General features: G+C 71.6%; 17 protein-coding genes. 1 reads left to right on the top strand and 16 read right to left on the bottom strand.

Annotation, left to right across the window (positions count from 1 at the left end; translation table 11 throughout):
- Positions 1-2: 2 nt before the first annotated feature.
- The 8 genes from smpB to ACOJV9_RS13095 all read right to left on the bottom strand — a co-directional run bounded on the left by smpB (position 3) and on the right by ACOJV9_RS13095 (position 7,633).
- On the bottom strand, positions 3-494 hold the full coding sequence (gene smpB, locus ACOJV9_RS13130) for an SsrA-binding protein SmpB (protein WP_420185666.1): 492 nt from the start codon (positions 492-494) through the stop codon (positions 3-5).
- Between the two features lie 71 nt (positions 495-565).
- Entirely contained in the window at positions 566-1,990 is a 1,425-nt protein-coding gene (locus ACOJV9_RS13125; RefSeq protein ID WP_420185665.1) for a M23 family metallopeptidase, read from the bottom strand.
- A 163-nt stretch (positions 1,991-2,153) separates the two neighbouring features.
- Positions 2,154-3,059: a permease-like cell division protein FtsX gene (gene ftsX / locus ACOJV9_RS13120; RefSeq protein WP_420185664.1), complete on the bottom strand. Its 906-nt coding sequence runs from the start codon at positions 3,057-3,059 to the stop codon at positions 2,154-2,156.
- Positions 3,056-3,856, bottom strand: coding sequence for a cell division ATP-binding protein FtsE (gene ftsE / locus ACOJV9_RS13115; RefSeq protein ID WP_420185663.1), 801 nt, complete (start codon positions 3,854-3,856; stop codon positions 3,056-3,058). The genes ftsX and ftsE overlap by 4 nt, the downstream gene beginning before the upstream one ends.
- A gap of 160 nt (positions 3,857-4,016) precedes the next feature.
- Complete coding sequence (locus tag ACOJV9_RS13110; RefSeq protein ID WP_420185662.1) at positions 4,017-5,411, bottom strand: 3-hydroxybutyrate oligomer hydrolase family protein; 1,395 nt, start codon at positions 5,409-5,411, stop codon at positions 4,017-4,019.
- An 84-nt stretch (positions 5,412-5,495) separates the two neighbouring features.
- A complete protein-coding gene (locus tag ACOJV9_RS13105) occupies positions 5,496-5,966 on the bottom strand; it encodes a TY-Chap domain-containing protein (protein ID WP_420185661.1) in 471 nt (156 codons plus the stop codon).
- A 34-nt stretch (positions 5,967-6,000) separates the two neighbouring features.
- A complete protein-coding gene (prfB, locus tag ACOJV9_RS13100) occupies positions 6,001-7,113 on the bottom strand; it encodes a peptide chain release factor 2 (protein ID WP_420185660.1) in 1,113 nt (370 codons plus the stop codon).
- A gap of 106 nt (positions 7,114-7,219) precedes the next feature.
- Positions 7,220-7,633 (bottom strand): hypothetical protein, encoded by a 414-nt coding sequence (locus tag ACOJV9_RS13095; protein WP_420185659.1) that lies wholly within the window; start codon positions 7,631-7,633, stop codon positions 7,220-7,222.
- 778 nt (positions 7,634-8,411) lie between these two features.
- On the opposite strand from ACOJV9_RS13095, the gene ACOJV9_RS13090 reads away from it, so the two are divergent.
- The gene (locus tag ACOJV9_RS13090; protein WP_420185658.1) at positions 8,412-11,675 is read left to right on the top strand and encodes an AfsR/SARP family transcriptional regulator; all 3,264 of its coding nucleotides are present in this window, start codon (positions 8,412-8,414) and stop codon (positions 11,673-11,675) included.
- Here the strand turns inward: ACOJV9_RS13090 and ACOJV9_RS13085 are convergent.
- From ACOJV9_RS13085 to ACOJV9_RS13050, 8 genes are all read right to left on the bottom strand, one after another.
- On the bottom strand, positions 11,607-12,068 hold the full coding sequence (locus tag ACOJV9_RS13085; protein ID WP_420185657.1) for a response regulator: 462 nt from the start codon (positions 12,066-12,068) through the stop codon (positions 11,607-11,609). The two genes, ACOJV9_RS13090 and ACOJV9_RS13085, sit on opposite strands and share 69 nt — an antisense overlap.
- Positions 12,065-13,471 (bottom strand): sensor histidine kinase, encoded by a 1,407-nt coding sequence (locus ACOJV9_RS13080; RefSeq protein WP_420185656.1) that lies wholly within the window; start codon positions 13,469-13,471, stop codon positions 12,065-12,067. Before ACOJV9_RS13080 ends, ACOJV9_RS13085 begins: the two co-directional genes overlap by 4 nt.
- A gap of 54 nt (positions 13,472-13,525) precedes the next feature.
- Positions 13,526-14,182: a response regulator gene (locus tag ACOJV9_RS13075; protein WP_420185655.1), complete on the bottom strand. Its 657-nt coding sequence runs from the start codon at positions 14,180-14,182 to the stop codon at positions 13,526-13,528.
- Between the two features lie 170 nt (positions 14,183-14,352).
- Positions 14,353-14,895 (bottom strand): signal peptidase I, encoded by a 543-nt coding sequence (gene lepB / locus ACOJV9_RS13070; RefSeq protein WP_420185654.1) that lies wholly within the window; start codon positions 14,893-14,895, stop codon positions 14,353-14,355.
- Entirely contained in the window at positions 14,865-16,532 is a 1,668-nt protein-coding gene (locus ACOJV9_RS13065) for a multicopper oxidase family protein (RefSeq protein WP_420185653.1), read from the bottom strand. The genes lepB and ACOJV9_RS13065 overlap by 31 nt, the downstream gene beginning before the upstream one ends.
- 140 nt (positions 16,533-16,672) lie before the next feature.
- Positions 16,673-17,806 (bottom strand): copper resistance D family protein, encoded by a 1,134-nt coding sequence (locus tag ACOJV9_RS13060; RefSeq protein WP_420185652.1) that lies wholly within the window; start codon positions 17,804-17,806, stop codon positions 16,673-16,675.
- 97 nt (positions 17,807-17,903) lie between these two features.
- A complete protein-coding gene (locus tag ACOJV9_RS13055; RefSeq protein ID WP_420185651.1) occupies positions 17,904-18,548 on the bottom strand; it encodes a DUF4352 domain-containing protein in 645 nt (214 codons plus the stop codon).
- Positions 18,549-18,553: 5 nt separating this feature from the next.
- The gene (locus ACOJV9_RS13050; RefSeq protein WP_420185650.1) at positions 18,554-25,603 is read right to left on the bottom strand and encodes an SdrD B-like domain-containing protein; all 7,050 of its coding nucleotides are present in this window, start codon (positions 25,601-25,603) and stop codon (positions 18,554-18,556) included.
- Between the last annotated feature and the right edge of the window lie 53 nt (positions 25,604-25,656).

The raw sequence follows: 25,656 nt of genomic DNA, 5'->3' as shown, positions 1-25,656 counted from the left end.
GGCTACCCCCTCGCGCCGAGCGCGCGCTCGGCCTCACGACGGTCCTGGCGCTCACGCAACGCGTGGCGCTTGTCGTACTCCTTCTTGCCCTTGGCGATGGCGATCTCGACCTTGGCCCGGCCGTCCTTGAAGTACAGCTGGAGCGGGACGATCGTGTGGCCGCTCTCGCGCGTCTTGTGGGCGATGCGGTCGAGCTCCTTGCGGTTGAGCAGGAGCTTGCGGCGGCGGCGCGGGGTGTGGTTGGTCCACGTCCCGGAGATGTACTCGGGGATGTGGACGCCCTCGAGCCACAGCTCGTCCCCCGAGAAGCTCGCCCATCCGTCGACGAGCGAGGCCCGCCCCATGCGCAGGGCCTTGACCTCGGTGCCCATGAGGACCAGCCCCGCCTCGAAGGTGTCCTCGATGAGGTAGTCATGACGAGCCTTGCGGTTGCTCGCGATGAGCTTGCGCCCGTCGTCCTGCTTCTTGGCCGGCTTCTTGTTGGCCTGTGCCACGGCGGTCACCTCCCTCGGGTCAGTGCGTCAGGCTACTGCAGCGTATGCCGTGTGCTCGACGACGTTCTGCCTCAGAGGTAGTTGCGCGGGTCGACGAAGTCGCCGTCCTCGTAGACCTCGAAGTGGAGGTGGCATCCGTTGGACTTGCCCGTGGAGCCCTCGTAGCCGACGACCTGACCCCGCTTCACGCTCCCAGCTCGGGTGCGGATGCTCTCGAGGTGGTTGTAGGTCGTGGCCAGGTGCACGCCGCCGATGACGCCGTGGTCGATGATGACCCGGTTGCCGTAGCCGCTGTTGTAGCCGGCCTCGATGACGACGCCGGACGCGGCGGCCTTGATGGGCGTCCCGCAGGGCGCGGCGTAGTCGCGGCCGCTGTGCAGGCGCCAGACCCGGTCGATGGGGTGGAAGCGCATGCCGAACTCCGAGCTGACCCAGCCCTCGGTCGTCGGGGCACTCAGCGGACCGCTGCTGCTGGGCGGCGGTGCCGGCGGGCGGGGAGTGGAACTGCCACGCGGGCGGTCGGCCGCGGCCTCAGCGGCGGCAGCAGCAGCAGCAGCCGCAGCCGCAGCAGCAGCCGCGCGCCGGGCGGCGGCGCGCGACGCCGCGGCGGCCTTGGCACGACGGTTGGCCTCGGCCGCGATGCGGGCGCGCTTGAGGGCGGCCGCGGCACGGGCCTTGATGACACCGCTGAGTCGCGTGGACTCGGCGCGCATCTGGGTGAGGCTGGCGGCCTCGGCGGCGGACCTGGCCTGGACGGTCCGGGCCTGGGCGGCCTGCTGGGCGGCGAGCGCGTCGAGGGCCGCCTTGGCGGCGGTGGCCCGGTCGCGGGCGGTGGTCGCGGCGGCGAGCGTGGACTCGGCCTTGCGCTTGGCCTTCTCGGAGTCGACGCGCAGGGCCGAGAGGTGGTCCTCCTGCGCGGTCTGGCTCGCCTTGGCGGTCGCGAGCGCGACCATCGACTGGCTCTGGAGGTCGATGACGGTCCCGATGAGGGCGATGCGGTCGGCGAACTGCTGCGGCGTCGTCGACGTCATGGCCATGTCGAACTCGCCGAAGCCCTGCTCCTGGTAGATCTGCGCCGCGAACTGCGCCACCTCACCACGGCTCTCGACGATCTCGGAGCTCGTCGCGGCGAGGTCCTCCTGCGCCTTCTTCTCGTTGGCCTGGGCGACCTCGAGCTCCTGGGCCGCCATCGCGTTGGCGGTCTCGGCGCGAGCGGCGGCGGCCTGGGCCTGGGTGAGGGCCGACTGGGCACCCGGCAGCCTGGACTGCGTCGTGCGCAGGGCGATGTAGGCCTCGGCGAGGTCGGCGTTGGTCTCGTGCAGGTCCTCGCGCAGCTTCTCGATCTGCGCGTCGACCTGCTTCTTCTGGCGGCCGGGGTCGGGCTCGGCCTGCACGGCCGGGGCGTGGGTGACCAGCGCCAGGGAGCACAGCAGGGCCACCGAGATGCCGGCAGTGCGGCGCGCAGGTGCTCGGCGGGGCGCAGGGGTTCGCCACATGGTCACCATTGGTAACACGTGCCACCTTCCCTTGGGAACACCCCGCGCCGACGGAGCTGCGTGCAGATCGGATTTCTCGTGCCCGGCCGGGTGGTCACGACGCCGCCCATCCTCCCCGACGGCAGGGCTCCCGCGTGGGCGTTCGGAGGATTCGCAGGCTGTCTCACACGCGCAGGTAGCGCCGCAGGGTGACGACGCTCGTCAGGACGGCGATGACGATCACTCCCCCGAAGAGCCAGGGCGTGAGGGACCAGACGTCGTTGGCGCCGATGAGCGCCTTGTTGAGCACCACCTGGTTGAACCCGAGGTTGAAGATGAGGCGCAGGCCGAGCCACAGCATGCCGACCGCGAGGCCGACCCCCAGCGCGGCCACGACGAGCATCTCGATGATGAACGGCATGCGGATCGTCCAGTTGGACGCCCCGACGAGGCGCATGATCCCGATCTCGCGCCTGCGGATGAAGGCGGCCTGCCGGATCGTCGTCGCCATCAGCAGGGCGGCACAGATGACCATGAGCCCGGCGAGGAAGACCGAGAAGGCGGTGATCCAGTTGATGATCTGGAAGAAGCGTTTGAGCACCCTCTCCTGGTCCTGCACGCTGGCCACGCCCGGCGCACGCTCGAACTGGCTGGTGACGACGGCATACTTCGTCGGGTCGCCGAGCTGGACGCGGAAGCTCTGCGGGATGTCACCGAGCTGGACGTTGCCGGTGATCGGGCTGTTGCGGAACTGCTCCTTGAACCGCTCGAAGGCCTCGGCCTCGGTCTCCTGGAAGACCTCCTTGACCTCGGGCATCGCCTCGAGCTGGCTCTTGATGCTCTGCTCCTGCGCCTCGGTCGCCGCCTGCCCCTGGCAGTTCGGCTGGAGGGAGTTGTCCGTGCACAGGTAGATGGAGACCTGGATGCGGTCGTACCAGTAGCCCTTCATCGTGTCGGCCTGGCGCTGGGCCAGGAGGCCGAGCCCGAGCAGGAACATCGACACCATCGTCACGAGGATGACCGAAAGGGCCATCGAGAGGTTGCGCCGCAGTCCGGACCAGACCTCACCGGCGATGAACCCCGGCTTCATCGCTCCTCCCCTCCGAAGCGCTCGGGATCGAGGTCCCCGATGTCCTCGATGCCCTCCACGTCCTCGACGGCGTCGGGATCCTCCAGCTCGGTCGGTGACGGCTCACTGGCCCCCAGCGCGAGGTAGGTCGCGTTCTCCGCGTCGCGCACGACGATGCCCTCCTCGAGCTGGACGACGCGCCGGCGCATGACGTTGACGGTGTCAGCGTCGTGCGTGGCCATGAGCACGGTCGTACCGGCGCGGTTGATCCGGTCGAGCAGGTGGACGATGTCGAGGCTGATCTTGGGGTCGAGGTTGCCGGTCGGCTCGTCGCACAGCAGGATCTGCGGCTTGTTGACGACGGCGCGGGCGATCGCGACGCGCTGCTGCTCACCGCCGGAGAGCTGGTGCGGGAGCCGCTTGCCCTTCCCCTCGAGCCCGACCATCTCGAGGGTCTCGGGCACGAGCTGGCGGATGGCCGAGGACGGCTTGCCGATGACCTGGAGCGCGAAGGCGACGTTCTGGTCGACGGTCTTGCCCGGCAGCAGGCGGAAGTCCTGGAAGACCGCGCCGATCCCCCGGCGGAACCGAGGCACCTTGCGCGAGGACATCGAGTTCAGGTCCTGGCCGGCCACGAGCACCGTGCCGCTCGTCGCGCGCTCCTCCCGCAGAGCGAGCCGGAGCAGGGTCGACTTGCCGGAGCCCGACGGTCCGACGACGAAGACGAACTCCCCACGCTCCACGTTGACGTTGACGTCGGCGAGGGCGGGACGGGTCGACCTCGGATAGACCTTGGTGACGTTGTCGAAGCGGATCATGGGGTGGAGACGGGCCTTCGAGCTCGGGGACGGATGCGACACGAGCATAGGTTCCGGGCCTGTGGCCCGGGCGCTTTCCCCGGTTGCGGCGTGTGCCGACTCACTTCTTGCCCGTTCCGTTCAGGGAGGTGAACGGAACGGGCAAGAAGTGGGGTGCGGCTCAGCCCAGGGCGCAGGTGTGCAGCAGGTCCCCGGAGGTCGGTCGCGTCACCGTGGCGTCCGCGGGCGGTGCGGTCCCGTCCTCGACCCAGGCGGTCAGCGCCGCGAAGCCGCTGCGGGCGCACGGCAGCAGGGGCCGCAGCCTGTCGGGGAACGCCGGGACGAGGGCGTCGGTGTGGGTACCGTCCTCGACCCGGTAGTAGCGGTGGTTCGCACCCTGCCCGGCGTCGTCGATGAGCTGCTCGTAGACGTCGGAGTCGGTGCCGATCGGCAGGAGGGTGTCCATGTCGCCGTGGACGGTGATGAGCGGCTTCTTGACGTTGCCGGTGAGCTCGACCGAGCGCATCGCCTCCTTCACCTCGGCCGGGCGGCTCTCGTAGTCGTAGTCGGCGTCGCACTGCGGGGTGCCGCTGGCGCAGTACGGCGTCCCGGCCTTGGTCGCTCCGTCGAAGGTCGGGTCGAACTCCTCGCGGTAGATGCGCTGGGTGAGGTCCCAGTAGACGGCGTGGTGGAACGGCCACAGGAACTCGCTGCCCGGGGCGAACCCGGCCGCGATCATCGCGTCGTGCGCCTCGGGACTGCCCGTCGCGGCATACGCGGGGTAGTGCTTGAGCGCGGTCGGCAGGTAGGTGAGCAGGTTCGGGCCGTCGGCGCGCAGGAGGGTGCCCTCCCAGTCGAGCCCGCCGTCGTAGAGGTCGGGACGGTTCTCGAGCTGCCAGCGCACGAGGTAGCCACCGTTGGAGATGCCGGCCAGCCAGGTGCGCTCGGGCGCCTTGGCCCGGACCTGCTTGACGACGCGCTTGGCCGCGAGGGTGAGCTCGGTGACCCGCGAGTTCCACTCGCGCACGCTGCCACCGGGGGTGGAGCCGTCGTCGTAGAACTGCAGGCCGATGTTGCCCTTGTCGGTGCTCGCGAAGGCGTACCCCTGGGCGAGGACGTGGTCGGACCAGATGAAGTCGTTGGCGTACTGCGTGCGGTTGCCTGGGGCGCCGGTGATGACCAGGCCGCCGTTCCAGTCGTCGGGGATGCGGATGACGAACTGGCTGTCGTGGTTCCACCCGTTGTTGGTGTTCGTCGTGGAGGTGTCGGGGAAGTAGCCGTCGACCTGGATGCCGGGGACGCCGCTCGGGTTGACCGTGCCGGGGGTGTGCAGACCGGCGTAGTCGGCGGCCCTCGTGTGGCCGGAGGCGACGGTGCCCGCGGTGGTGAGGTCGTCGAGGCAGGCGACCTTCTGCTTCTCGGCGCCGGGGACGGCGACCTTGGACTGGCGAGCACAGTGGCCGTCACCGGGCTTGTCGGCGACGGCGGGTGGCGCTGCGGCAGCGAGCGCGACGGTCGTGGTGAGGGCGGCCAGGGCCGCGAGGAGGGTGCGGGGAGACGTCATTGTCGGGCGCATGCCGGTCAGCGTGCCGCGCCGGCCGCACGCTGCCCATGGTGCTGCACGCCACTTCGGTGCGCACGCCATGTGGCGGTGACCCTCTCAGCCGGTGGCGAGGACCTCGCGCAGGGTGCGGATGACGAGCTCGGCCGCCGCTGCCGCGTCGTCCTTCGAGAGGTATGCCGTGTGGGTCACGTCGTCGGGGAACCAGCGTGTCCAGATGCGCTCGAGGATGAGGTCGCTGCCGGGCCGGCGCCAGCCGAGGCCGTCGAGCCGGGCCTCCTCCTCGGGCGACAGCAGGAAGTCGCCGCCGAAGCTCTCGCTGCCGACCAGCTCGGCGACGGCGTGGTCCTCGTCCCGGCGCACGCGCACCCAGGGCGAGGTGTCGGTGTACTGCGCGGGGATGAGCCCCGACATCCGTGCCTTGCGGGTGAGGTGCGGTCGTGAGAGCGCCGGCACGTCGACGATGACGTCCTCAGCCTTGCCGAGCCGACGGATGCGGGCGGTGAGGTCGGCCTGCCAGCCCGACCAGTCGGTCGGGCCACCTGGCGGGAGCTGTACGGCATACGTCATCGTCTGGCCTCGATCGCGTTGCAGGGCAACGGGATCAGTCGTCGGCCTTGCGCTGGGCGATCTGCCAGCGGATGCCGGCCTCGATGAAGCCGTCGATGTCACCGTCGAAGACCGCGGACGGGTTGCCGGTCTCGAAGTCGGTGCGCAGGTCCTTGACCATCTGGTAGGGGTTGAGGACGTAGGAGCGCATCTGGTCGCCCCAGCTGGCCTTGACGTCACCGGCCATGTCCTTGCGGACGGCGGCCTCCTCGGCCTTCTTCTGGAGGAGCAGGCGCGACTGGAGGACGCGCAGCGCGGCGGCACGGTTCTGGATCTGGCTCTTCTCGTTCTGCATCGAGACGACGATGCCGGTCGGGATGTGCGTCATGCGCACCGCCGAGTCGGTGGTGTTGACCGACTGGCCACCGGGGCCGGAGGAGCGGAAGACGTCGACCTTGATCTCGTTCTCGGGGATCTCGATGGAGTCGGTCTGCTCGATGAGCGGGATGACCTCGACCGCGACGAAGCTCGTCTGGCGCCGGCCCTGGTTGTCGAAGGGGCTGATCCGGACGAGGCGGTGGGTGCCGCCCTCGACGGAGAGGTTGCCGAACGCGTAGGGCGCGTTGACCTCGAACGTCGCGGACTTGAGCCCCGCCTCCTCGGCCCAGGACGTGTCCATGACCTTGGTCGGGTGGCCGTGGCGCTCGGCCCAGCGGAGGTACATGCGCATGAGCATCTCGGCGAAGTCGGCGGCGTCGACACCTCCGGCGCCGGCGCGGATCGTCACGACGGCGGCGCGCTCGTCGTACTCCCCGCTGAGCAGGGTGCGGACCTCGAGCTCACCGACGGCCTTCTTGACCCTGACGAGCTCCTTCTCGGCCTCGGCGAGGGTCTCGGCGTCGTTCTCCTCCTGACCCATGTCGACGAGGGCCTCGAGGTCGTCGACCATCGTGTCCATCCCGGTGACGCGCTCGTACTCGGACTTGGCGCGCGACAGGGCGGAGGTGACCGCCTGCGCCTTCTCCTGGTCGTCCCAGAGGTCGGGGGCCGCGACCTGCTCCTCGAGGTCGGCGATCGTCGCCTCGAGCGCCGTCAGGTCGGTGACGTCACGCACGGACGTCATCGTCGTGCGCAGGTCCTTGATCTCTTGCTGGAAGTCGGTGGCCACGAGAGCCAAGCCTACGTGCCGGTATGCCGGTCGCCCACCGCGCGCGCTCCGACCCGGGTGGACGGGCCGACGGCGAGGGGTGCCGCGACCCGCCCACGTCCGGGGGTCAGGCAGGACCGCCTGCGCCACATGCCGCGTACGCGCCCCCGATGGCGTCACCGTAGGCGGCGAAGACGTGGTCGATGCCATGGCCGTCGGCGTCGTTGGGACCGCCGACGACACCATCTCGTCCAGCGCGTGTCTTGATCGTGAAAGAGGACGGCGCACCACTCGCCTCGTACTCGGCGAGAACGCACTCGCCCTGCTGTGGTGTGAGCACACCGTCCGCGACGTCGCCGCCGATGGCCTCCGAGACGAGGAGCGTGAACCACGCGTTGGAGTTCGCGCCGGCCTTCATGTTGCCCTGCTCGGAGCGGCTCGCGTTGAAGCACTCGTGGGCGGCTGCACCGGTGGCGGTGGCCAGGCCGAGAACAGCGGTCAGCGCGACGGACTTGCCGAGGCGTGAGGCAGAACGGTGCATGGATCTCCCCTTCCGAAGTCCCACCGTGGCGACGGGATCGTCGCTGCTTCGCGACGGAACTCCTGACCGAAAAGTGTTCTCATGCCCGCCTGTGCGCGTCCGAGGAATCGCCGAACTCGGCGTGGCCCGACCGGGTCATCTTTGCCCGGTCCCGGTGGGTCAGGCGCTCTCGCCCGGGAGGCGCCGGTCGAGGACGATCGCGCCGCGGGGTCCAGCAGCACCACCGAGCGGTCGGCGCTGGCCAGCTCCCATGGCAGATCTCCTTCGTTCCATCTCGTGCCCTCCTCATGCCCGAAGAACCGGCCCGGCAAACGGCCGGCCGGTGATCCCCGGGTCACCGGCCGGGTTCCGCGCCGGGTGACCGGCCCCCAGAGCTGGGCGAGACGCGCGAGAGACCGCACACCTGCCACAACGCCTGGGCCGGCCTGATCTGGGGCACCCCTTCGGGTCCGGCCGCGCCGAGGATGACGCGGAGGAGCAGGTCTGCGAACCGTCCGGGACGTGGATGCACCGAACCTAAGTGGCGGGGCTCGACGCGCCCGCCCCCGCGACGTCGCGGGTGCCCCGGAGCTGGGATGGGTGCCATGACCAGATCGTGGGTCGGCGGTGCGATCACGGTGTGAAACGGGCCTGCTGACCTGCGAAACCGCCCATTTCACGCCGGCAGGTTCCGTCAAACCCCGGCGCACCGCCTCGGCGTTGAGCGATGATGGCCTCATCCCTTCGTTCACGATCCGCATCATTCCGGGGGAGCACCATGAGCGGACTCGCCTCTGCGATGTCTTCCGGTGATCTCACGCGCAGGTCCGACGATGCCGCCCAGGCCGACCGCGACCTCGCCGACAGGATCGAGATCAGGCTGCTCGGTCCGCTGCAGGTCCGACGCGCCGACGGCTCCCTGATCCATCCTCGGGAGTTCCGGACGGGCAAGACGCTCGACCTCCTGCGCCTCCTGGCCACCCGTAACGGCCAACCCGTCTCGGTCGACGAGATCCTCGAGGACCTCTGGCCCGACGTGGATGCCCACCGGGGCCGGGGAAGCCTGCGCAACGCGCTCGGACAGCTGCGCAGGCTCCTCGGTCAGGCCGCGGTCGAGCGACGCTCCGACGGCCTGGTCCTGCGCGATGCCTGGGTGGACACGGTCGCGATGGTCGCCTTGGCCGACGAGGCCAGACGGCACGCGAGACAGGGGCGGCTGGCCCTGGCTGTCAACGTCGCCCGGGAGGCAGAGGCCCTGCACCTGGGTGAGTTCCGGACCCACGACCCGGATGCTCTCTGGGCCGTGCCCGTGCGCGAGCACCTCGAGACGAGGTTCCGCGAGATGACCATCGACGCGGCCGAGCAGGCCGTGGACCTCGGGTGGATGCGCGATGGTCTGGAGCTGGGGCAGCGCGCCCTGGACGCGGACCCCACGTCCGAGCGCGCCTACCGCGTGCTCATGCGCGCCTACACCGGTCTGGGTGAGCCCGAACGCGCCCTCCGGGTCTACGAGCGCTGCCGTGCAGTCCTCGCCGAGGACCTCGGCCTGGACCCGTCCTCGCACACTCGCAACCTGCACCTCGAGATTCTCTCGGCCGAGCACCACGACGCCCCCGAACCCCCGTTCACCGGTCGCGAGCGCGAGCTCCGGGAGCTGGTCGCGTGGCTCAGGCAGCGCCAGTCCTCGCAGGACCCGGGGGTCGTCTACCTCTCCGGGGCAGAGGGGTCCGGGCGCACCCGTCTCGTGCACGAGGCGGCGCACCGGGCCCACGCGAGGATCGAGGTCGTCGGACCGTCCGACGACCTCGTCGCCGCCCTCACGGCGGCGTGCGCGACCGACTCGTCACCGTCGCAGGGCCTTCGTGCGGAGGGCGCAGACCGAAGCGATGGCGTCCTCGTCCTCGTGTCGGCCGCCGGCCGCCTCACCTCCGCCCAGCGAGGGGACCTCCTCCGCGTTCTCGCCTCGCAGCAGGGAGCGGTGACCGTCGTGCTCCGGCTCGAGGAGAACGCGCGAGCGGTCTCGGCGCGTGACCAGGAGGCCTCCGGCATGCGTGGACAACCCGCCGCCGCCTCGCCCCCCACCTACCCCCTCCACCTGCTGCCTCTCGCGCCTGCGGACCTCGAACAGCTGGCAACCACTCTGCTGTCCGGCCCGGCGAGCGCGCGACTGCTCGAAGAGCTCGCTGTGCGCAGCGAGGGCCTTCCCGCGCGAGTGGTGGCCACGGTGGACGCCTGGTGCCGGAGCGGCGAGATCACGGTGACCCCGCAGGGCCTGGCCCTGGTGCCACCTCACGACCCGTCGCACAACAGCGCCGAGCAGCAGGCCCTGCTGGTGCGGGCCATGGAACGCACCAGCGCCCTCGAGCAGCAGGTGTTCCACCTCGTGGCGCTGTTGGACCGGCCCGTGAGTGCGACCCTCCTCGCACCTCTGCTGAGCTCCTCTGCCGGCCACGAGTGGGAGGAGCGCGGGCCCGACGACGTGGCGACCGTCAACTCGGCGCTGAACCGACTGGTGGACGTGCGTCTGCTCTCGGCCACCCCCGAGGGCCACATCGTGCGCGACCCGTTCCTCCGTCACGCGGTGGAGTCCTGGCTGCGTCCCAGCAGGCGTCGGCGGCTGCACGTCCTGATAGCCGAGCAGGCTCGCATCCCCGCCGCGGAGCGCAGTCGGCACTGGCGGGCCGCCGGGGAGGTGGAGCTGTCGGCAGCCGCAGCCATCGATGCCGTGCGGGACGCGATGGCCGCCAACGACGTCTCCACGGCTCGTGTCCATCTGCTCGTCGTCACCGACCTCGCCGAACGCACCACCGCCGCGGCCGCGCACCTCGCCGAGCTGGAGGAGTCGCTCGCCGACGTCTGCGTCACTGCGGGGCGCGCCGACGAGGGTGTGCACCACTATCGTCGCGCCGCCGAGTGGATCGGGCGCACGGACGTCCACGAGGCCGCGCGACTCCAGGAGAAGGCCGCCCAGGTGGAGCGGGCACTTCCACGACCTCCGGTGACGTCAGGAACCGACCGGTCCACGACCGGTGCCTCCGACGAGCCCGACGAGCCCGACGAGCCCGACGACGAGGCCCGCGAGCGCGCGGCGTGGGCCGCCGTGCTCGCGGCCGACAGCTCCGGCGACAGTGCCGCCGGGGTCAGCACCCGCCTTCGCCTGGTCATCGACCACCTCATCCCAGCGCGTCGACTCACCCGCGCCAGAGAGGTCACGCAGAAGGCCATCTCGTTGGCTGCGGACGGACCCGATCTCGCTGCCGCCGTGGCCCTCCATCACCTGCCGGACATCCTCCTCGGCAATGCCCGCGTCGCCGAACGGCCGCTGGACGCGGTGTGGGCCGACGTGGACCGACACAACCCTCACAGCGGTGCTCTCGCGGTGCTGCGTTGCCTCGTGGGCCACGACCTGGGGCGTCGTGACTTCGAGGCACGCTGGGACGACGCCATGGCGTTGGCGCCGCCGGGCTCGAGCGCGGTCGACTGGACGTGGGCGCGGGTGCGGATGCTGACCGAACGGGGCTCGCTCGCCGAAGCCATCGAGGAGGACCATCGACCCCCCGGACCCGAGTCCACCACCCTGGCCCGCCAGCTGCGGGCCGTGTCGACCGCCGGACTTCTCGCAGCGCTGGGACGCACCGAGGACGCGCTCCACGAGCTGGAGCAAGCGATGTCGGAGGCGGAGGAGGAAGGCTGCTCGCTCCTGCTGCCCGAGGTGACCGCCCGCAGGGTCGTCCTCACGGCACCCACCGACCCCGAGGCGGCCATCACGTTGTTCGAGGTCTTCGACTGGGCGGCTGGCTCCGAGATCGGCCACCCGCGCGAGGCCTACCTGCGCCTGCTGGCCCGGGCCGCCATCCGCGCGGGTCGCCACGAGCTCGACCGGGCGGCAGCTGCGGCAGCCAACGCGGCTCGGGTCGCGAAGGACTGCGGGCTGGTCCTGCTCGCGTCCGAGGGGTACCTCGCCCAGGCTCAGCACCTCTTCGAGGGCGGCCGGTCAGCCGGTGCCCGCGGTGCCACCGCCTCGGCGGCCTGGTGCCTGCGGGCCGCCGGCACGGTCAGATGACGCGGACGCCGCAACGTCGCCCTCACTCCCCAGAGCGGCCGCCGACCTGAGCACGGCCACGAGCCCGGATGCCGCCTCGGCCTTGGACACGTGCGCCCAGGCCCCGCTGACGATCGCCGTGTGCACCGTGAGCGCGTCGTCGTCGGCGCTGAGGATCACGACCCGCGCGCCGGGACGGCTCTCGAGGACCTGCTCCAGAACCCACCACCCCCCGCGGCGGGGCAGCGAGAGGTCGAGCACGAGAACGTCCGGGAGGAACTGGGCACACACCTCCACCGCTTCCTCCGACGTCGCTGCCTCCGCGACGACCACCATGTCCGGTTGCTGGACGAGTGCCTGGACCAGTCCCCAGCGGAGGACCTCGTGGTCGTCGGCGACGACGATCCTGATCATCGCGTCGCTCCCCACCTGACCGGGAACCGCACGACGAGCCGCGTCCCGGCGCCGGGGCGGCTGGTGATCGACAGGATGCCGCCGATGTCGCGCACCGTGTCCTCGAGCAGGCGGAGCCCGAAGTGGCCCTTGGGTGCCGGTCGGTCGGTGTCGAAGCCCACACCGTCGTCGGACACCTCCACGACGAGCTCACCGGCCACGAGGCGCAGCGAGACATGAGCGGTGGTGGCCCCTGAGTGCCTCACGACGTTGCGCAGGGACTCCCGCAGCACCCGATATCCCAGCACCGCGGCGTCGACCGGCAGCGCTCGGCCGGTCAAGGACGCGTCGACGTCGAGGTCGGCGTCGATACCGGCATACCGCACCTCGCTGAGCAGCAGCTGGCTGGCGGGGACGAGCCCGCCCTCCTGGAGGTCGGGGGGATAGATGTCCGTGATGACCGTCCTCAGGGCGGCGATGTCGCGCTTGATCACCGTCGTGACCCGCTCCAGCTTCTGCCGGACATCGGTGGACTCCGGCCCGTCGGGCAGCCTCGTCACGATGGCCGGTATGGCGTAGCCGATGCCCGCGAGGTCCTGGACGACCCCGTCATGGAGGTCCCCCGCGATCCGCCGGCGCTCGAGGGCGGAGGCGGCCACCGCGTGCCTCAGCAGCGTCGCGCGTTCCGACCCGGCCTGGTCGATCCGCCTCGCCATGGAGAGTGCCAGCGGCGTGAGGACGAGAAGGAGGAACGCCGGTCCGCCGAGGGTGACCGGCAGGATCGTCCGCAGCTGCGCCCGCGCGTCCGCCTCGAGCCCAGCGACCGGGACGTACAGCTCGAGGAGCAGGGGTCGCCCGGTACGGTCCTCAAAGCCGAGATAGATCTCCGCCACCTCCCCCACCTGTGGCTCGAAGGCGTTCTCCTCCCGCTCGAGCGTGGTGAACTCGGCGGTCGAACCGAGGGTGGTCAGCAGCGCGGCGTCCTGGGGCTCGAGGGGGTACGTGCGCCCGACGAGGCGTGGATCATCGGACCAGATCACCTGCTCCTCGGCGGACCAGACCTTCACGCGCATCAGCGACCGGTCGGTCATGCGGGCCTTCATCACCGTCGTGAGACGTTCGAGGGCCTGGGGGTCCCGGGCCCGCAGGGCCTCATCGGCGAGAGGCGCGATGATGTTCTCGGCGATGTCACGGGCGTTGCGCTCCGCCATGCGCAGGATGCCGTCGCGAGAGGCCTTCTCCGCGACGACGAACGTGACGACGGCCACCAGTGCGAGCGCGAGCAGGCCGAACCCGGCGAAGCGGGCCACCGCATGCCAGACCTGGGACCTGGTGCGCGAGGGCTCCCCCTCGTCGTCCAGCTCGACGTCCTCCGTGTCGTCGGCGTCCCCGCAGGCCTCGTCGGCCTCGCTGGCCTGGCCCACATCGCTCCTCGGTTCCGCCGTCCGCCCGGCACCCACACCCCAGCCGCGCATGGTTCACCCGTTGTTCGTGAAGATGAGTCCGTAGCTGTTGGCGTTCACCACGGCCTCCAGCTGCGAGTGTGCGCCCAGCTTCTCCATCACCTGGTTGAGCAGGTCGCGGCACTCATCGACGGAGACGCCCGTGCGGTGTGCGATGGTGCGCGTGGTCAGGCCCGACGCCAGCAGCTCGAGCACCTCCTGCTCACGCGCCGACAGGCTGGGGACGTCGGACGTGGGACTGGGCGCAGGCTCCGTCTCCGCCATCATCTCGAGCATCTCCGGTGGCAGCAGGAGGCTCCCGCGGCGAGCGCTGCGCAGCGCGTGCAGCATGCCGTCCAGGGCGCCGTCCTTGGGGAGGAAGCCACAGGCGCCTGCCCGTGCGGCCCGGCGGACGACGCCCTGTTCGGGGTGGCCGGTGAGAATGATGACGCACAGCTCCTCGTACTTCTGGGTCAGCTCGGCGGTCACCTCGATCCCGTCACCGTCGCCCAGCCTGACGTCCATGACGACGATGTCGGGCATCAGGGTCTCGACCATCGAGACGGCCTCTTTGGCGGTGCGCGCGTGTCCTACAGCCTCCAGGTCGGGCTCACGTTCGAGTCCGAGCGCGAGGAGCTCCGCGAACGTCCGGTGGTCGTCCGCGATGAGGATGCGGGTTGCTGCCGTACCCATGTCTCCCCCTTGATGCGGCCGGACCTGGATTCCCCACGCTACTGCCGGCCTTGAGCCCGCCAACGGTGAATCGAGCATTTGGCTGGTTGACGTCTCACCTGCTGGTGCGCCGGGCACGAGGGGGATCCGCACGCGCCCGGTCCGGTCCGTGAGAGCCGCGAGACCGCCCATCACCACGCCAGTGCCACGCGGCCGACGACCGCTCCGAGCGGCACCGGCCCGAAGACCCGTGAGTCGACGGACCCGGACCGCGCGTCACCCAGGACGAAGACCGACCCCTCCGGGACGACGACCGGGCCGAACCACGTTCCGTCGATCCGACTGCGGTCGACCTGTGGCTCGACGACCCGGCTCCCGTCGACGAACAGCTCGGCATCGCGGATGGCCACCTGCTGCCCCGCGAGGGCGACGACCCGCTTGACGGCAGCGCGTCCGTCCTGCGGGTTGCGGAAGACGACGACGTCCTCGCGCTGCACCCCGCGCAGCCGGGGTCCGAGCTTGTCGATGAGCACGACGGAACCCGGGTGCAGCGTGGGCTCCATGCTCTCGCTGGCCACCTGGCGCGGCTCGAGGACGGCAACCCGCACGACGAGGCACAGGCCCACCGTGCTCGCGGCGACGTACGCCCACCGGGACCACGAGCGGCGCGTGGCCACGCTGCCGGGGCCGGGCCCGCCGGGCATCACGCCCCGTCCGGCGATGTGGGTGACCACCCGTCCTCGTAGTAGCCGGTGTCAGGCTGGCAGGGGGCCGACGTGATCGGGTCGTTCGCGTCGACGCTGCCCACCGCGAACTGCTGCATCATGTCGTGGTCCTCGTGGGGGAGGTTGTGGCAGTGGATCATGTACCGCCCTCCGGCGTTGCGAGAGGTGCCGCCACCCTTCTGCAGGGTGAACTTCATCGCGAGCCGGACGGTCTCGTTCTCTCCGACGTACACGACGTCCTTCGGTCCCTCCTCCCACGGGTATGCCGGACGGCCGTTCCGGCTGAGGATCCGGAAGTCCACGAGGTGGATGTGCAGCGGGTGGAACCAGCCCCCACTGCGGTTCTCGATCTCCCACACCTGGATCTCGTCGGGTTCGGCCACCGTGAGGACGTCCCGGTAGCCGCTGTCGACGACGTCGTGCCAGGTCCGGTCGTTGATCTCGAACACGTTCGTGACGTCGTTGCGCTCCAGCCGAAGGTTGAGCCGGCGGCTGGCCATGCTCTCCGTGAGGCCCATGGCCTCGCTCCCGACGAGGGTGGTCGGCATCGTGGTGAGCGTCGAGCTGCCCGGACTGTCCGCCGGGAGCGAGGTCTCCGCCACGACGTTGAAGCGCATCACCTTGTTGGTGTGGTCGTGGTCGACGTTGTTCTGGTTGCTGAGGTTCCTCAGGTCGATCACCGTGCCGGGCTTGTACTGCGAGAAGTCGACGAGGAACTCGTACCGCTCGGCACCGGCGTGCCGGTACTCGATCACGGGCTGCGCCTTGGGCATGAGCCCACCGTCCGTGGCCACCATGACCATCGGTGCGCCGTTGCTCAGTCGCAGCCTCAGCGACCGCGCGATCGACGCGTTGAGGACGCGGAACCGGTAGATCTTCGGCTTGACGTTCATGACCGGCCAGGGGCGACCGTTGACGAGGATGATGTCGCCGAACAGGCCCGAGTGGCTGTTGTCGTCGTACGCGAGCGACCCATCGGCGGCGAACATCGCGTCCGAGATGGTGATCGGCACGTCGTAGACCCCCTGGGGCAGCAGCTCGCGTTCGGCCCGGTCCGTGATGTGGTACTGAGCGGCCAGTCCGGAGTACGCGTTCTGGGCAGTCGTGTGGACGTTGTGGTCGTGGTACCAGAGGGTCCGTGCCGGCTGCCAGTTGGGGTACCAGTAGTCCTTGTAGTCACCCGGGTGCGAGACGTCGTCGGCATACCCGTCGTACTGAGGGAGGGACGCGGACCCGTGGAGGTGGGTCGACGTGTTGAACGCGTGCCCGAAGGTGGGATGCGTCGCCGGCAGCTGGTTGCGCACACGCAGCTTCACCCTGGTCCCCTGACCGACGCGGATGGTCGGGCCGGGGACGCGACCGTTGTAGCCGTACACGGGCGTGTCCAGACCGGGGACGATCCGGGCCGTGGCGCGCTGCTCGGTCACCGTGTAGAGGCGGTAAGGGCCCTCCGCATCCTCCATCAGGGTGAACGGCAGCACGGGGGCTCGCACGAAGGTGCTGGCGTAGGGAACCGGCATGTTGCGCAGCGCCAGCTTGCTCACCGTGGTGGCGTTCAGGCCACTGCCGAAGGGAAGGAGGAGGCCACCCGCCCCCAGGATCCCCAGACCACCGGCGGTGAGCGCCTCGCGTCGACTCATCTTCATGAACTGTCACTCCTCTCGTGAACTTCCCGGACCGCTCCGGTGGAAGCTCCACTGTCGTGGTGAGGAGTCAACGCAACGTGAAATGACGGGTCCGGCGCACGGCTGTGCGCCGCGCGACCGTGGCCGGGCGGAGCCGGCCTTCAGGTGCGAGCCGCTTCGGCGCGGCGGACGTCGGTCATCGACGTCACCGCGGCGGCGTGGTCGCCCCCGTCGGGCGGAGCCGTCCTGGAGAGGCCGACGGCCAGTCCGGCGGTCGCGACCATGATGGCGATCTCCACGGCCGCCAGGCGCAGGAAGGCGTGCGGACGCCGCGCGGCCACCGAAGGCAGTGCGCGCCGGCGCTGGCGGTGGCCGAGGGCGCCGAGGGCCCCGAGCGCGGCGGTCTTGCCGAGCAGCAGCTGGCCGTAGGCGGTGCTCAGCAGCTCGCCGGGCTCGGTGAGGGCCACCCAACCCATGACGATGCCCGAGGTGGCGACCAGTGCGAAGCACGCCAAGGCCACACGGCTGTATCGGGGCAGCGCCACAGCGAGAAGGTCGGCTGAGCGCACGTGGACTCCGAGAGCCAGCAGCCCACCGACCCAGACCGCCGCGGCCAGGACGTGGCTCGTGAGCCCGATGACCGCGGCGGCCTGCTGGTCGCCGTGTCCCGTGTGGCCGCTGAGCAGAAGGGGGAGCAGGGCACCCACACCCGTGACGAGCAGCAGCCAGCCCAGCGCCGTGGAGCGGCACCGGGCCGAGCCGACCGCGACCAGGGCCGCGAGCCAGGCCGAGGACAGCAGCGCGCGGGTCTGGGGCAGGTCGGCGGCGAGCGGGAACACGTCCGGAGCCAGCGTCTCCCAGACCGGGATGCCCGCGACGTCCGAGAGCGTCAGCGGGACGCTGACCGCTGCGGCGGTGACCCACGCCACCGACCAGCGGCCGGCGACGCGAACCAGCCGCTGGCTCTCCGTCGAGAGCGCGCTCGAGGCCGTCGACAGCAGGACGACCGCCACGACGAGGATTCCGATCGTCCCCATGGCCGTGACGTCGTAGACGGTGCGGGCAACGAGCAGCCCCCACCGGGTGACCGCGCCCGGGTCGGCGATCGCCGATGTCCCGGCGGCCCCGCCGACGACGGCGGCGACGACGAGGGCGCCCGCACCCATGAGCCCTGCGGCCACGGCGAGGCGGAGGCGGAACCCGCTGCCGGCGGCTCGACGCAACGGGGCGTCGGATGCCGCCCCGCGAGGGCCGCGCGTCAGGGGCCGGTGCTCGAGGTCCACCGAGGTCGCCATCCGGGTGCTCCTTGTCCGTGTCGGGTCTCGGGCAAGGCTGCCCAGAGCACGTGATCCGGCTGTGAAATCCGGTGTCGCCGCCCCCGCCACCCTGCCGTCACGGCGTCGCGTGGACGGTGGGATGGCCCGCGCCGGGGCTGCCCGTGCTCGACGGCGAGTGGGACGGCGCCGGCCGGGACGCCTCCTCGGCGGGGAGGCGCAGCTCCGTGGACCGCCCGCCGTCGTACGACAGGTGCCCGACCGTCGCCTGGCGAGGGACGTCGAAGACCAGGACGCCGGACAGGCTCGTCCCCGGCGGCAGCTCGGCCGCGGGGAGCAGCGAGCGGTGTGGCGGGCTGACGGTGTCCCCGACGCGCAGCGCGAAGTCGTCCACCGAGAAGCGCAACGGCTCGTCGCCGGTTGCCTGCAGGGTGACCTCCACCGACACCCGGCGCTCCCCCGTGGCGACGGGATCGTCGTCCGACCCCATCCCCGGCATGGCGTGCTGTGGCCGCGCGGCGGACAGCACCTGGTCGACCACGGCTACACCGGAGCCCACATCGATCGTTCCGGCGGGCGACCCGGGTGGCCGTCCGCCCCACGAGACCGACCAGACCGCGGCAAGCACCACCAGCAGCACCCCGAGGGGCGCGGCGGTCGCCACGAGGAGCGGCCGCAACCGTCGCTCCGCTCTCCCGGCACCATGCGCGCCCTGCGCGCCCCGCCGGCCCGGGTCGAGACCCGACCCGGGCCGGGTGGACACGGCCCTCATCGCCGGTTCACCAGGGTCACCGCGACGCGGTCGACGGCGAGGTCGAACGGCTTGCCCAGGTCCGCGATGTACCGGATCCGAAGGTTTCCGCCCGCGTCGAGCCGCGTCCCCACGGCGCCGAGGTCGACCTCGACGGTGGTCTCGTCGAGACCCTCGGTCGTCGTCGCGACGGCACGCCAGGTCGCCGTCCCGGCGTCCCAGTACTGTGCACGCACCCGGGTGCCCCGCATCGTCGAGCGCAGCGAGGTCGAGATGCTGATCGACATTGCGGCCCGCATCTCCACCGGCACCGGGACGGTTGCCGTCACGTCGACCGTCGGGCGGCCGGCGACCGGTGCCGACGCCACGAGCAGGGAGCGGCCGTCGTCCGACGCGGTCTCGGCGGCACCCCCGCGGGCCGGGCCCCCGGCGGTGACCGACCAGGAGGCGGGTGACAGGTCGGCGCGCTGTCCGGTCCACGGCAGGTCGTAGGACGCGACCGCCTCCGGTGAGGTGTTGCCGGCCGCGTCGACGGCGACCGCCCTCAGCACCCGGTCCCTCGAGACCCTCACCTGGCCGGTGTACAGCATGCCGCGGAAGGCGGTCGGTGCCGTCCCGTCGAGGGTGTAGCGAATGGTCGCGCCGCTCTCGGCGGTGATGGTGACCAGGCTGGACACGGTGAGCAGGGAGGTGCCGGGGCTCACGGCGGGCATCGGAGGTGGCGTCCGGTCGACCGTGTTGTAGTGACCCACCTCGACCGTGGCCTGTCCGCCGTCGGCGGGTGCCGTCACCGAGGTCACGGTCTGGACGGTCCCGTCCACGCGTGGGGACGTCGGCCGCCATCCCGTCGGCACGTCCACGGAGACGGTGTAGGCCGTGCCGGCCCGCGCCGGGAAGGCGGCGCGCCCGGTCGCGTCGGTGAGCTGGGTCGCCACGACGGCCTTGGTCACCGCGTCCTGCAGCGTGACCGAGCGGTCGGCCAACGGCACGTCGCCCGCCTCGCGCAGACCGTCCTGGTCGAGGTCGTGGAACAGGCCGACCGACACCGCACCCGGCTGCACCCAGCCGCCGACCGTGGTGGCGTGGACCGCACGCGCGAGCGTCACGTCGTACGCGCCCTGGGTCGCGACCCACGCAACGGCAGTGGACGGCGGCAGGGGCACGACCTCGTAGCGGCCGGGCGGCGCGACCAAGCCGGCCGTCCCGGTGGTGTCGGTGGTCGTGCGGACCACCTCCTCGTGCGTGTCCGGGTCGACGAGGACCACCGGCCAGTCGGCCAGGGGCGCCTCGCCGGTGTCCTGCCGCCCGTCACGGTCCGCGTCGTCGAAGACCCGAGTGCTCACCACCCCGTCGGGGAAGGGCCCCAGAGCCACCACCTGGCTGGCGTCAGCAGGCACGGAGGCCCAGCCGTCCGCGTCGCACGAGGTGGTCGCAGAGCCCGTCGGTGTCACGACGGTCGCGCTGGTGCAGCGCCACGGCAGCCCGTTGTCGGGCCGGAGGACCCGGACCTTCGAGGTCCGCGAGGACGGGTCGACGGAAGCGCCCTCCCCGTCGGTGCGGCTGCGCGTGGTGGTGCCTCCGTCTGGGGCCATCTCCACCACGAGACCACCCACGGTGGGCTCGCCGGCGTCGGCGACACCGTCGCCGTCCGTGTCGTCCACGGGCCGGACGGTGAAGCCCGGGACCTGCGTGACCCCGAACGCGACCTCGGTCACCGTGGCGCCCACCGTGGCGGGCACCTCGGCGCCGGTGGTCGTCCGCCAGCCCGACCGCGGTGTCACCGAGACGCTCCAGGCTCCGGCGCGCAGTCCGGAGAACTCTGCCGTGCCGGTGGCACCGGTCGTCAGCGGGTCGACGCTCGCGGGTCCGCTGAGCGCGACGCTCCAGCCGGAGGCCCCGCTCTCCCCCGCATCGCGCACGCCGTCGGCGTCGGTGTCGACGAAGACCGCAGCGCGCAGTCCGCCGAGCGGGGCGATCCCCACGGAGACGTCCGCTCGGGCGGCGTCAACGCTGAGGTCCACCCGTCGGCGTGCGTCGCCGACGACGGCGGTGCCGGACGGCGGCACGACCTCCACGTCGTAGGACCCGGGCGGGGGCGAGAACACGCCCGTCCCGTCCACGGACGTCGTCGTGGTGGCCAGGCGAACGCCCGACGTGCTGAGCAGCCGGACCTCCGTCCCCTTCGCCGCGTTCTCGCCGGCGTCGCGCGTGCCGTCACCGTCCAGGTCCGTGAACGTCCGGACCGCCAGCGAGGTCCGCTCGAGCGGCTGGAGGGGTGCCGCGCCCGCCGTGAAGGGGCTGTCCGGCGAGGGTCGCGGTGTGGGCACGAAGCTCGCACCGGCGCTCGGCGAGGGGTAGACGCGAGCCATCCCCCAGATGCCCTGCGGCAGGCCACCGGTCGTCGGCGAGCTCCACAGGTGGTCACCGGGGGCCGCGAGCCGGACGTGGGCGTTGACGGCCTTGCCGGTGCCGATGCCGCCCTGCACACCCACCATCGGCGACTCGGCGTCGTACGGCTCCTGGCGCCACGAGGCGCCGTCGAGCTGGAAGCCCATCTGGCGCGGACGGTTGGCACCGAGCACCCGCATCCTCAGCTGGTCTCCGGCATACGCCCGTGCGGTCGGGGTCCACGGGTCACCGTGAGCCGAGGAGGAGAAGACGTTCGCCCACTCGGTGCTCGTCGCGCCGAACCGCAGGGCTCCCGGCCCCGCGCCCAGCCGCCGGTGCAGCGGGGCGTTGGTGTAGTTCACGCCCTTCTCCCCGTCGTCCTCGGACTCGCCTCCACCGGCATCCGCGGCGTCGGCCTCTGGCGCGTCCGGCTCCTCCTCGTGGACCGCCGCGTCTGCGCCCAGCTCCGGGGCCACGTGGTCGGGCACCTCGGCCCCCGAGGAGGTCCTCAGGTTGAGGCCGTCCTGGTAGACCAGCGCCGTCTCCCTGAAGTCCTCCTGACCGGGCGTGCGGACGTCGGCGGTGACGCCGCTGCGCACCTGGGCGCCCGTGGCCGGGTCGTGGTACGTCGAGTCCTTGGGCTCGACCACGAGGGCGGCAGCGAGCCCGTGCTGCCGGTGGCCGCGCACGTCGCCGTAGTCCAGCAGGTTGGTGGCCCCGAGCTCGGTGTCGGCGAACCACTCGTAGCTTCCCGTCTGCCCCGCGGCCACGGTCGAGTCCGGGTTGAAGCCGACGGCTGCGCCGTCGGAGAGGCGCACGTCGTGACGCAGGAGCTGCGGGTGCAGCGACACCCGAGTCCCCATCTTCGTCCCGGCTGCCGGCTCGAGCACCATCGCCGGGTCGCCGTCCACCCCGTTGACGTTGTTGCCGTATGCCGCGGGCAGGGCGTTGCGCAGCGTGACCCGCACGCAGTCGCCGGCGTTGGCACGGAGCACGAGCGGCTCGGGCTTGCGAGCACCACTGCGCACCGCCGCCTCGTCCTCGGCCAGCACGTACATCAGGCCCAGCGGGTCGTGGTCCCCGAACTCGTTGTAGACGACGTCCTTGGTCATCGCCACGACGTCGTACCTCTTCTCGGGGGCTCCGGTCGGGCAGGGAGCACCGGTCGTGGCGGCTCTCGGGGGCACCAGCCGGGACCGCGGAGCGGGAGCCGTCAGCGGCGTCCCGGTGGCCGGGTTGTCGGGCAGCGAGAGCAGGCCCGCCTGGGGCCGGCCGTGGACGCGCATGAGGCCCCACATCCCGTTCCACAGGTTGTCCATGGCCGTGCCGCCGTAGAGGTAGTCACCGCGGCACGGCGTCTCCGTGGCGCTGCAGTCGAAGCCCGGCATCTCGATGTTGAACGCCTCGGAGATCCCGATGGTCTGGGCACTGACGAGCGGGGACCCCGCGTCGTCCGGCTCCTCCCTCCAGCGCAGGCCGTGGACCTGGAAGAGGTGCTGCTCCTCCTGCGAGCCCTGGATGACCCGCATCCGCACGTTGTCCCGCGCGTAGCCCTCGAGCAGCGGCGTCATGGGGTCGCCGTGCACCCAGGAGCTGAACCGGAAGGCCGGGTCGACCGCCGTGCCGTCGACGGCACCGCGCTCCGACAGGGGTGCGTTCCGGTAGTTCACGGCGAAGGTTCCGGGGTCGCTGTCCGGGTAGTGCTCCGGCGCGCCGGGGGCGTTGACCACGTCCTGCGCCACCCGCGGGTCGCCGCCGCGCTTCACGAGGGGGACGAAGTCGGCGATGGCCAGCCCGAACTCGCGGTAGTCGTCGTTCGCGCCGGGACCGACGAGATCGACCGCCTCGCCGTCGGCGGTGCCGGAGCACCGCTGCCCGCACGGCGTGCCGTGTGCGGCGTCGTTGACCGGCTGCAGGTAGGCACCCGTGCGGGGGTTGCGCATGTCGAAACCCTTGGGCTCGACGATGAGCGCGCCGTACTGGCCGTGGTTCTGGACGAGGGCCGCGAAGTGGTGGTCGTGGGTGAAGGCGGTCCTCAGCTCGTAGTCGGCGTACCACCGCTCGTGGATCGTCTGACCCCACAGCCCGGAGGAGTCCTTGGGCGGCGTCCAGGTGGCCTGGTCGGCAATGCGGCATCCGGTGCTCTCGGCGCCGTAGAAGCCGACACCCGGCCGACACACGAGCTCACCGGACGCCTGTCGCGCGGTCAGCTCGGCCTGGTCCTTGGTGAACGCGGCCTGCTGGTAGTTCCAGCCGTTGGACCCCCCGTCCGAGGCGGTGACGTCGAACTTGACGAGGTGCACGTGGCCACCGGCCATGTTGGTCTGCGTCAGCTCCTGGAACGCGTCGTCACCGGTCCAGTTCGGTGCCATGTTGGTCAGGGAGAAGTTGATGCAGTCTCCCGCGTTGACGCGGATGAAGAGCGGCTCGACCTTCTTGCGCCCGGCCAGGATGTCCGCGACGTCCTTCGTGAGCACCATGACCCGGGCCTGGGGGTCGTGGTGGCCGGCCTCGTTGTACACGAGGTCGCGTTGGAGCACCGTGACGGCGTAGTCGACCTCGCGCGCTCCACTGGGGCAGGGGTTCGCGAACGGGGCGCCGGCCGGAGCCGCGCCGCCACCGTTGTGCCGCTTGATGACGGCGTCCTCGACGGCCAGCTTGGGAGCCTCGATGGCGCGTCCGGCCACCAGACGCGGTGCCGGCCGCACCGGGGTGCCGTCGACGCCGCCCTCGGTGACCGAGTCACGCGGCTGCGGTGCCCTCCACCCGAAGGTGCCGGGAATCATGCCGGGGTAGCCGGGGTTGTCGGCGGTCGCCTCGGGCGGCACCGGGCCGCCCGGGAGTGGGAGCAGCGGGCGCACGGCGATCCCGTCCGGCGTCGCCTTGCTGCCGTCGAGCCGGACGTCGTGCACGCGCATGAGGGCCCAGAACCCCTCGGCGAAGTGGGGGTAGAGGTGGCAGTGGAAGATCGAGTCGCCGAAGGTCCCGTTCTTCGACCCCGCGCCGTAGAGGAGCTCGGCGCTGAAGGCCTCGCCAGGCCCGAAGCTTTGCGAGTCGATGGTGGAGGACTCGGGCTTGGCGTCCGGCCCCTCCCCGGCCACGGCGTCACCTCGAGGGTCCGCCAGCCACTGGTGGGCGTGCAGGTGGAAGACGTGGGTCTCCTTGACACCGGCCAGACCGAAACGGATCTTCGTCGCGTCCCCGGTGTAGGTGTGCATGACGTTGGCGACGTAACAGGACTCGGGGAGGCCGCAGTTCTCGGACTCCTTCCGGTCACCGGTGGTGGGCGGCAGCCACGGCCCGACGCCGCTGGCGAGCTTGACCAGGGCGGGGTCGCCGTAGGGCCATGACGAGAGCCAGGTCTCCTCGCCCAGGCAGTCCGGACACGCCTTGGCCTCACGGGCAGCCATCGGCTCCGAGCCGTAGTTGAAGCCCATGCCGATGCCGGGGATCTCGTCCTGCGCCAGCTGGACGCTCTCGCGGAACGACGGTGCACCCGGAGGGTGGATGTCCGCCTCGACGTAGAGCTCGCCGCTCTGGTTCTTCGCCGCCGCGTAGGTCGAGGTGGGAACGCCCGGGGAGCCCGACAGCACCGCGCCGCTGCGGGGGTCGGTCCACACCGACCCGGCCGGCTCGACGGCGAGGGCGCCGTACAGGCCGATCCCTCGCTGGCCGGCGTCGTGCTCGCCCCCAGCGGGTGCGGCCATGTCCTGGAACAGGAACAGGCCCTCCTGGGCCGGGACCCGCCAGTAGTACGTGATCGACCCGCCGATGCCCACGGTCGGGTCCTCGTTGAAGCCGACCTTCGCGCCACCGGCGCGCCGCACGTCCGCGACGACGCCCGCCGCCTGGATGCCCACGCGAGCGTCGCTGGGTTGGTCGTGGGCAGCCGTGGCGCTCAGCCGGTTGGTCAGGGTGACCTTGACGCACTCTCCCTCGTTGGCACGCAGGACCAACGGTCGTGGCCGAAGTCGACGGTTCTTGGCCGGGTCGAGCTCCGGGGACGACGCGAGCGGACGCCACCAGTTCCTCGTGGCGGCGAGGTCCTGCTGCAGGACGAAGATGCGGGCGCTGCGCAGGATGGCGCCCCAGCGGTTGAACGGAACGTCGACCGTGGCCGCCGCCACGGAGTACGAGCGGTCCTCCTGCCCGACCGCGCAGGTCAGGGGGGACTCCGGAACGGTCCCTGCAGCCGTCGCCGGCAAGGCTCCTGCACCGGCGACGGTGGCGACGAGGACCGCAGCCAGGCTCCCGGTGGCCAGCCGCCGCACGCTGGCGCGACCCGGCTGGAGGCGTCCTGCACGCCGGGCACGTCGTGCGCCGAGCGCTGCGAGCGCGAGCAGGACCACCATCGACACGGCCGCGTGAAGGGGAAGGTGAGCCAAGGATGCCGTGACGTCGCCCTCGCCGCTCCCGGCCGTGGCGAACCGCACGGGGCCGCCGACGAGGAGGACCGCGATCGCACCGGCAAGTCCCCGTCGGGCCAGCTCGGTGCTGGTGGTCGCGCCGACGGAGCCGGTTCCCGACTGCACGGTCCGCGCGGCGCACGTGGCCGCCACCGCGCCGGGGACGAGGGACAACGCAGCCGCAGCGCCCATTCCGTCGCTCCCGCCACCCACGAGGGCACTCGCGAGCAGGCACGCGCCCCACACGAGGCACGACCACAGGGCGCCTGTCACCACCACTGCTCGCCCACGGGTGCGAGGACGCACCCGTGGCGGAGACGAGACCT

Origin of the sequence: Knoellia terrae (genome assembly GCF_048606435.1) — a bacterium.
GTDB lineage: Bacteria > Actinomycetota > Actinomycetes > Actinomycetales > Dermatophilaceae > Knoellia > Knoellia terrae.
The sequence above is the reverse complement of the archived record's forward strand: the minus strand, read 5'-3'. Positions and strand labels throughout refer to the sequence as shown.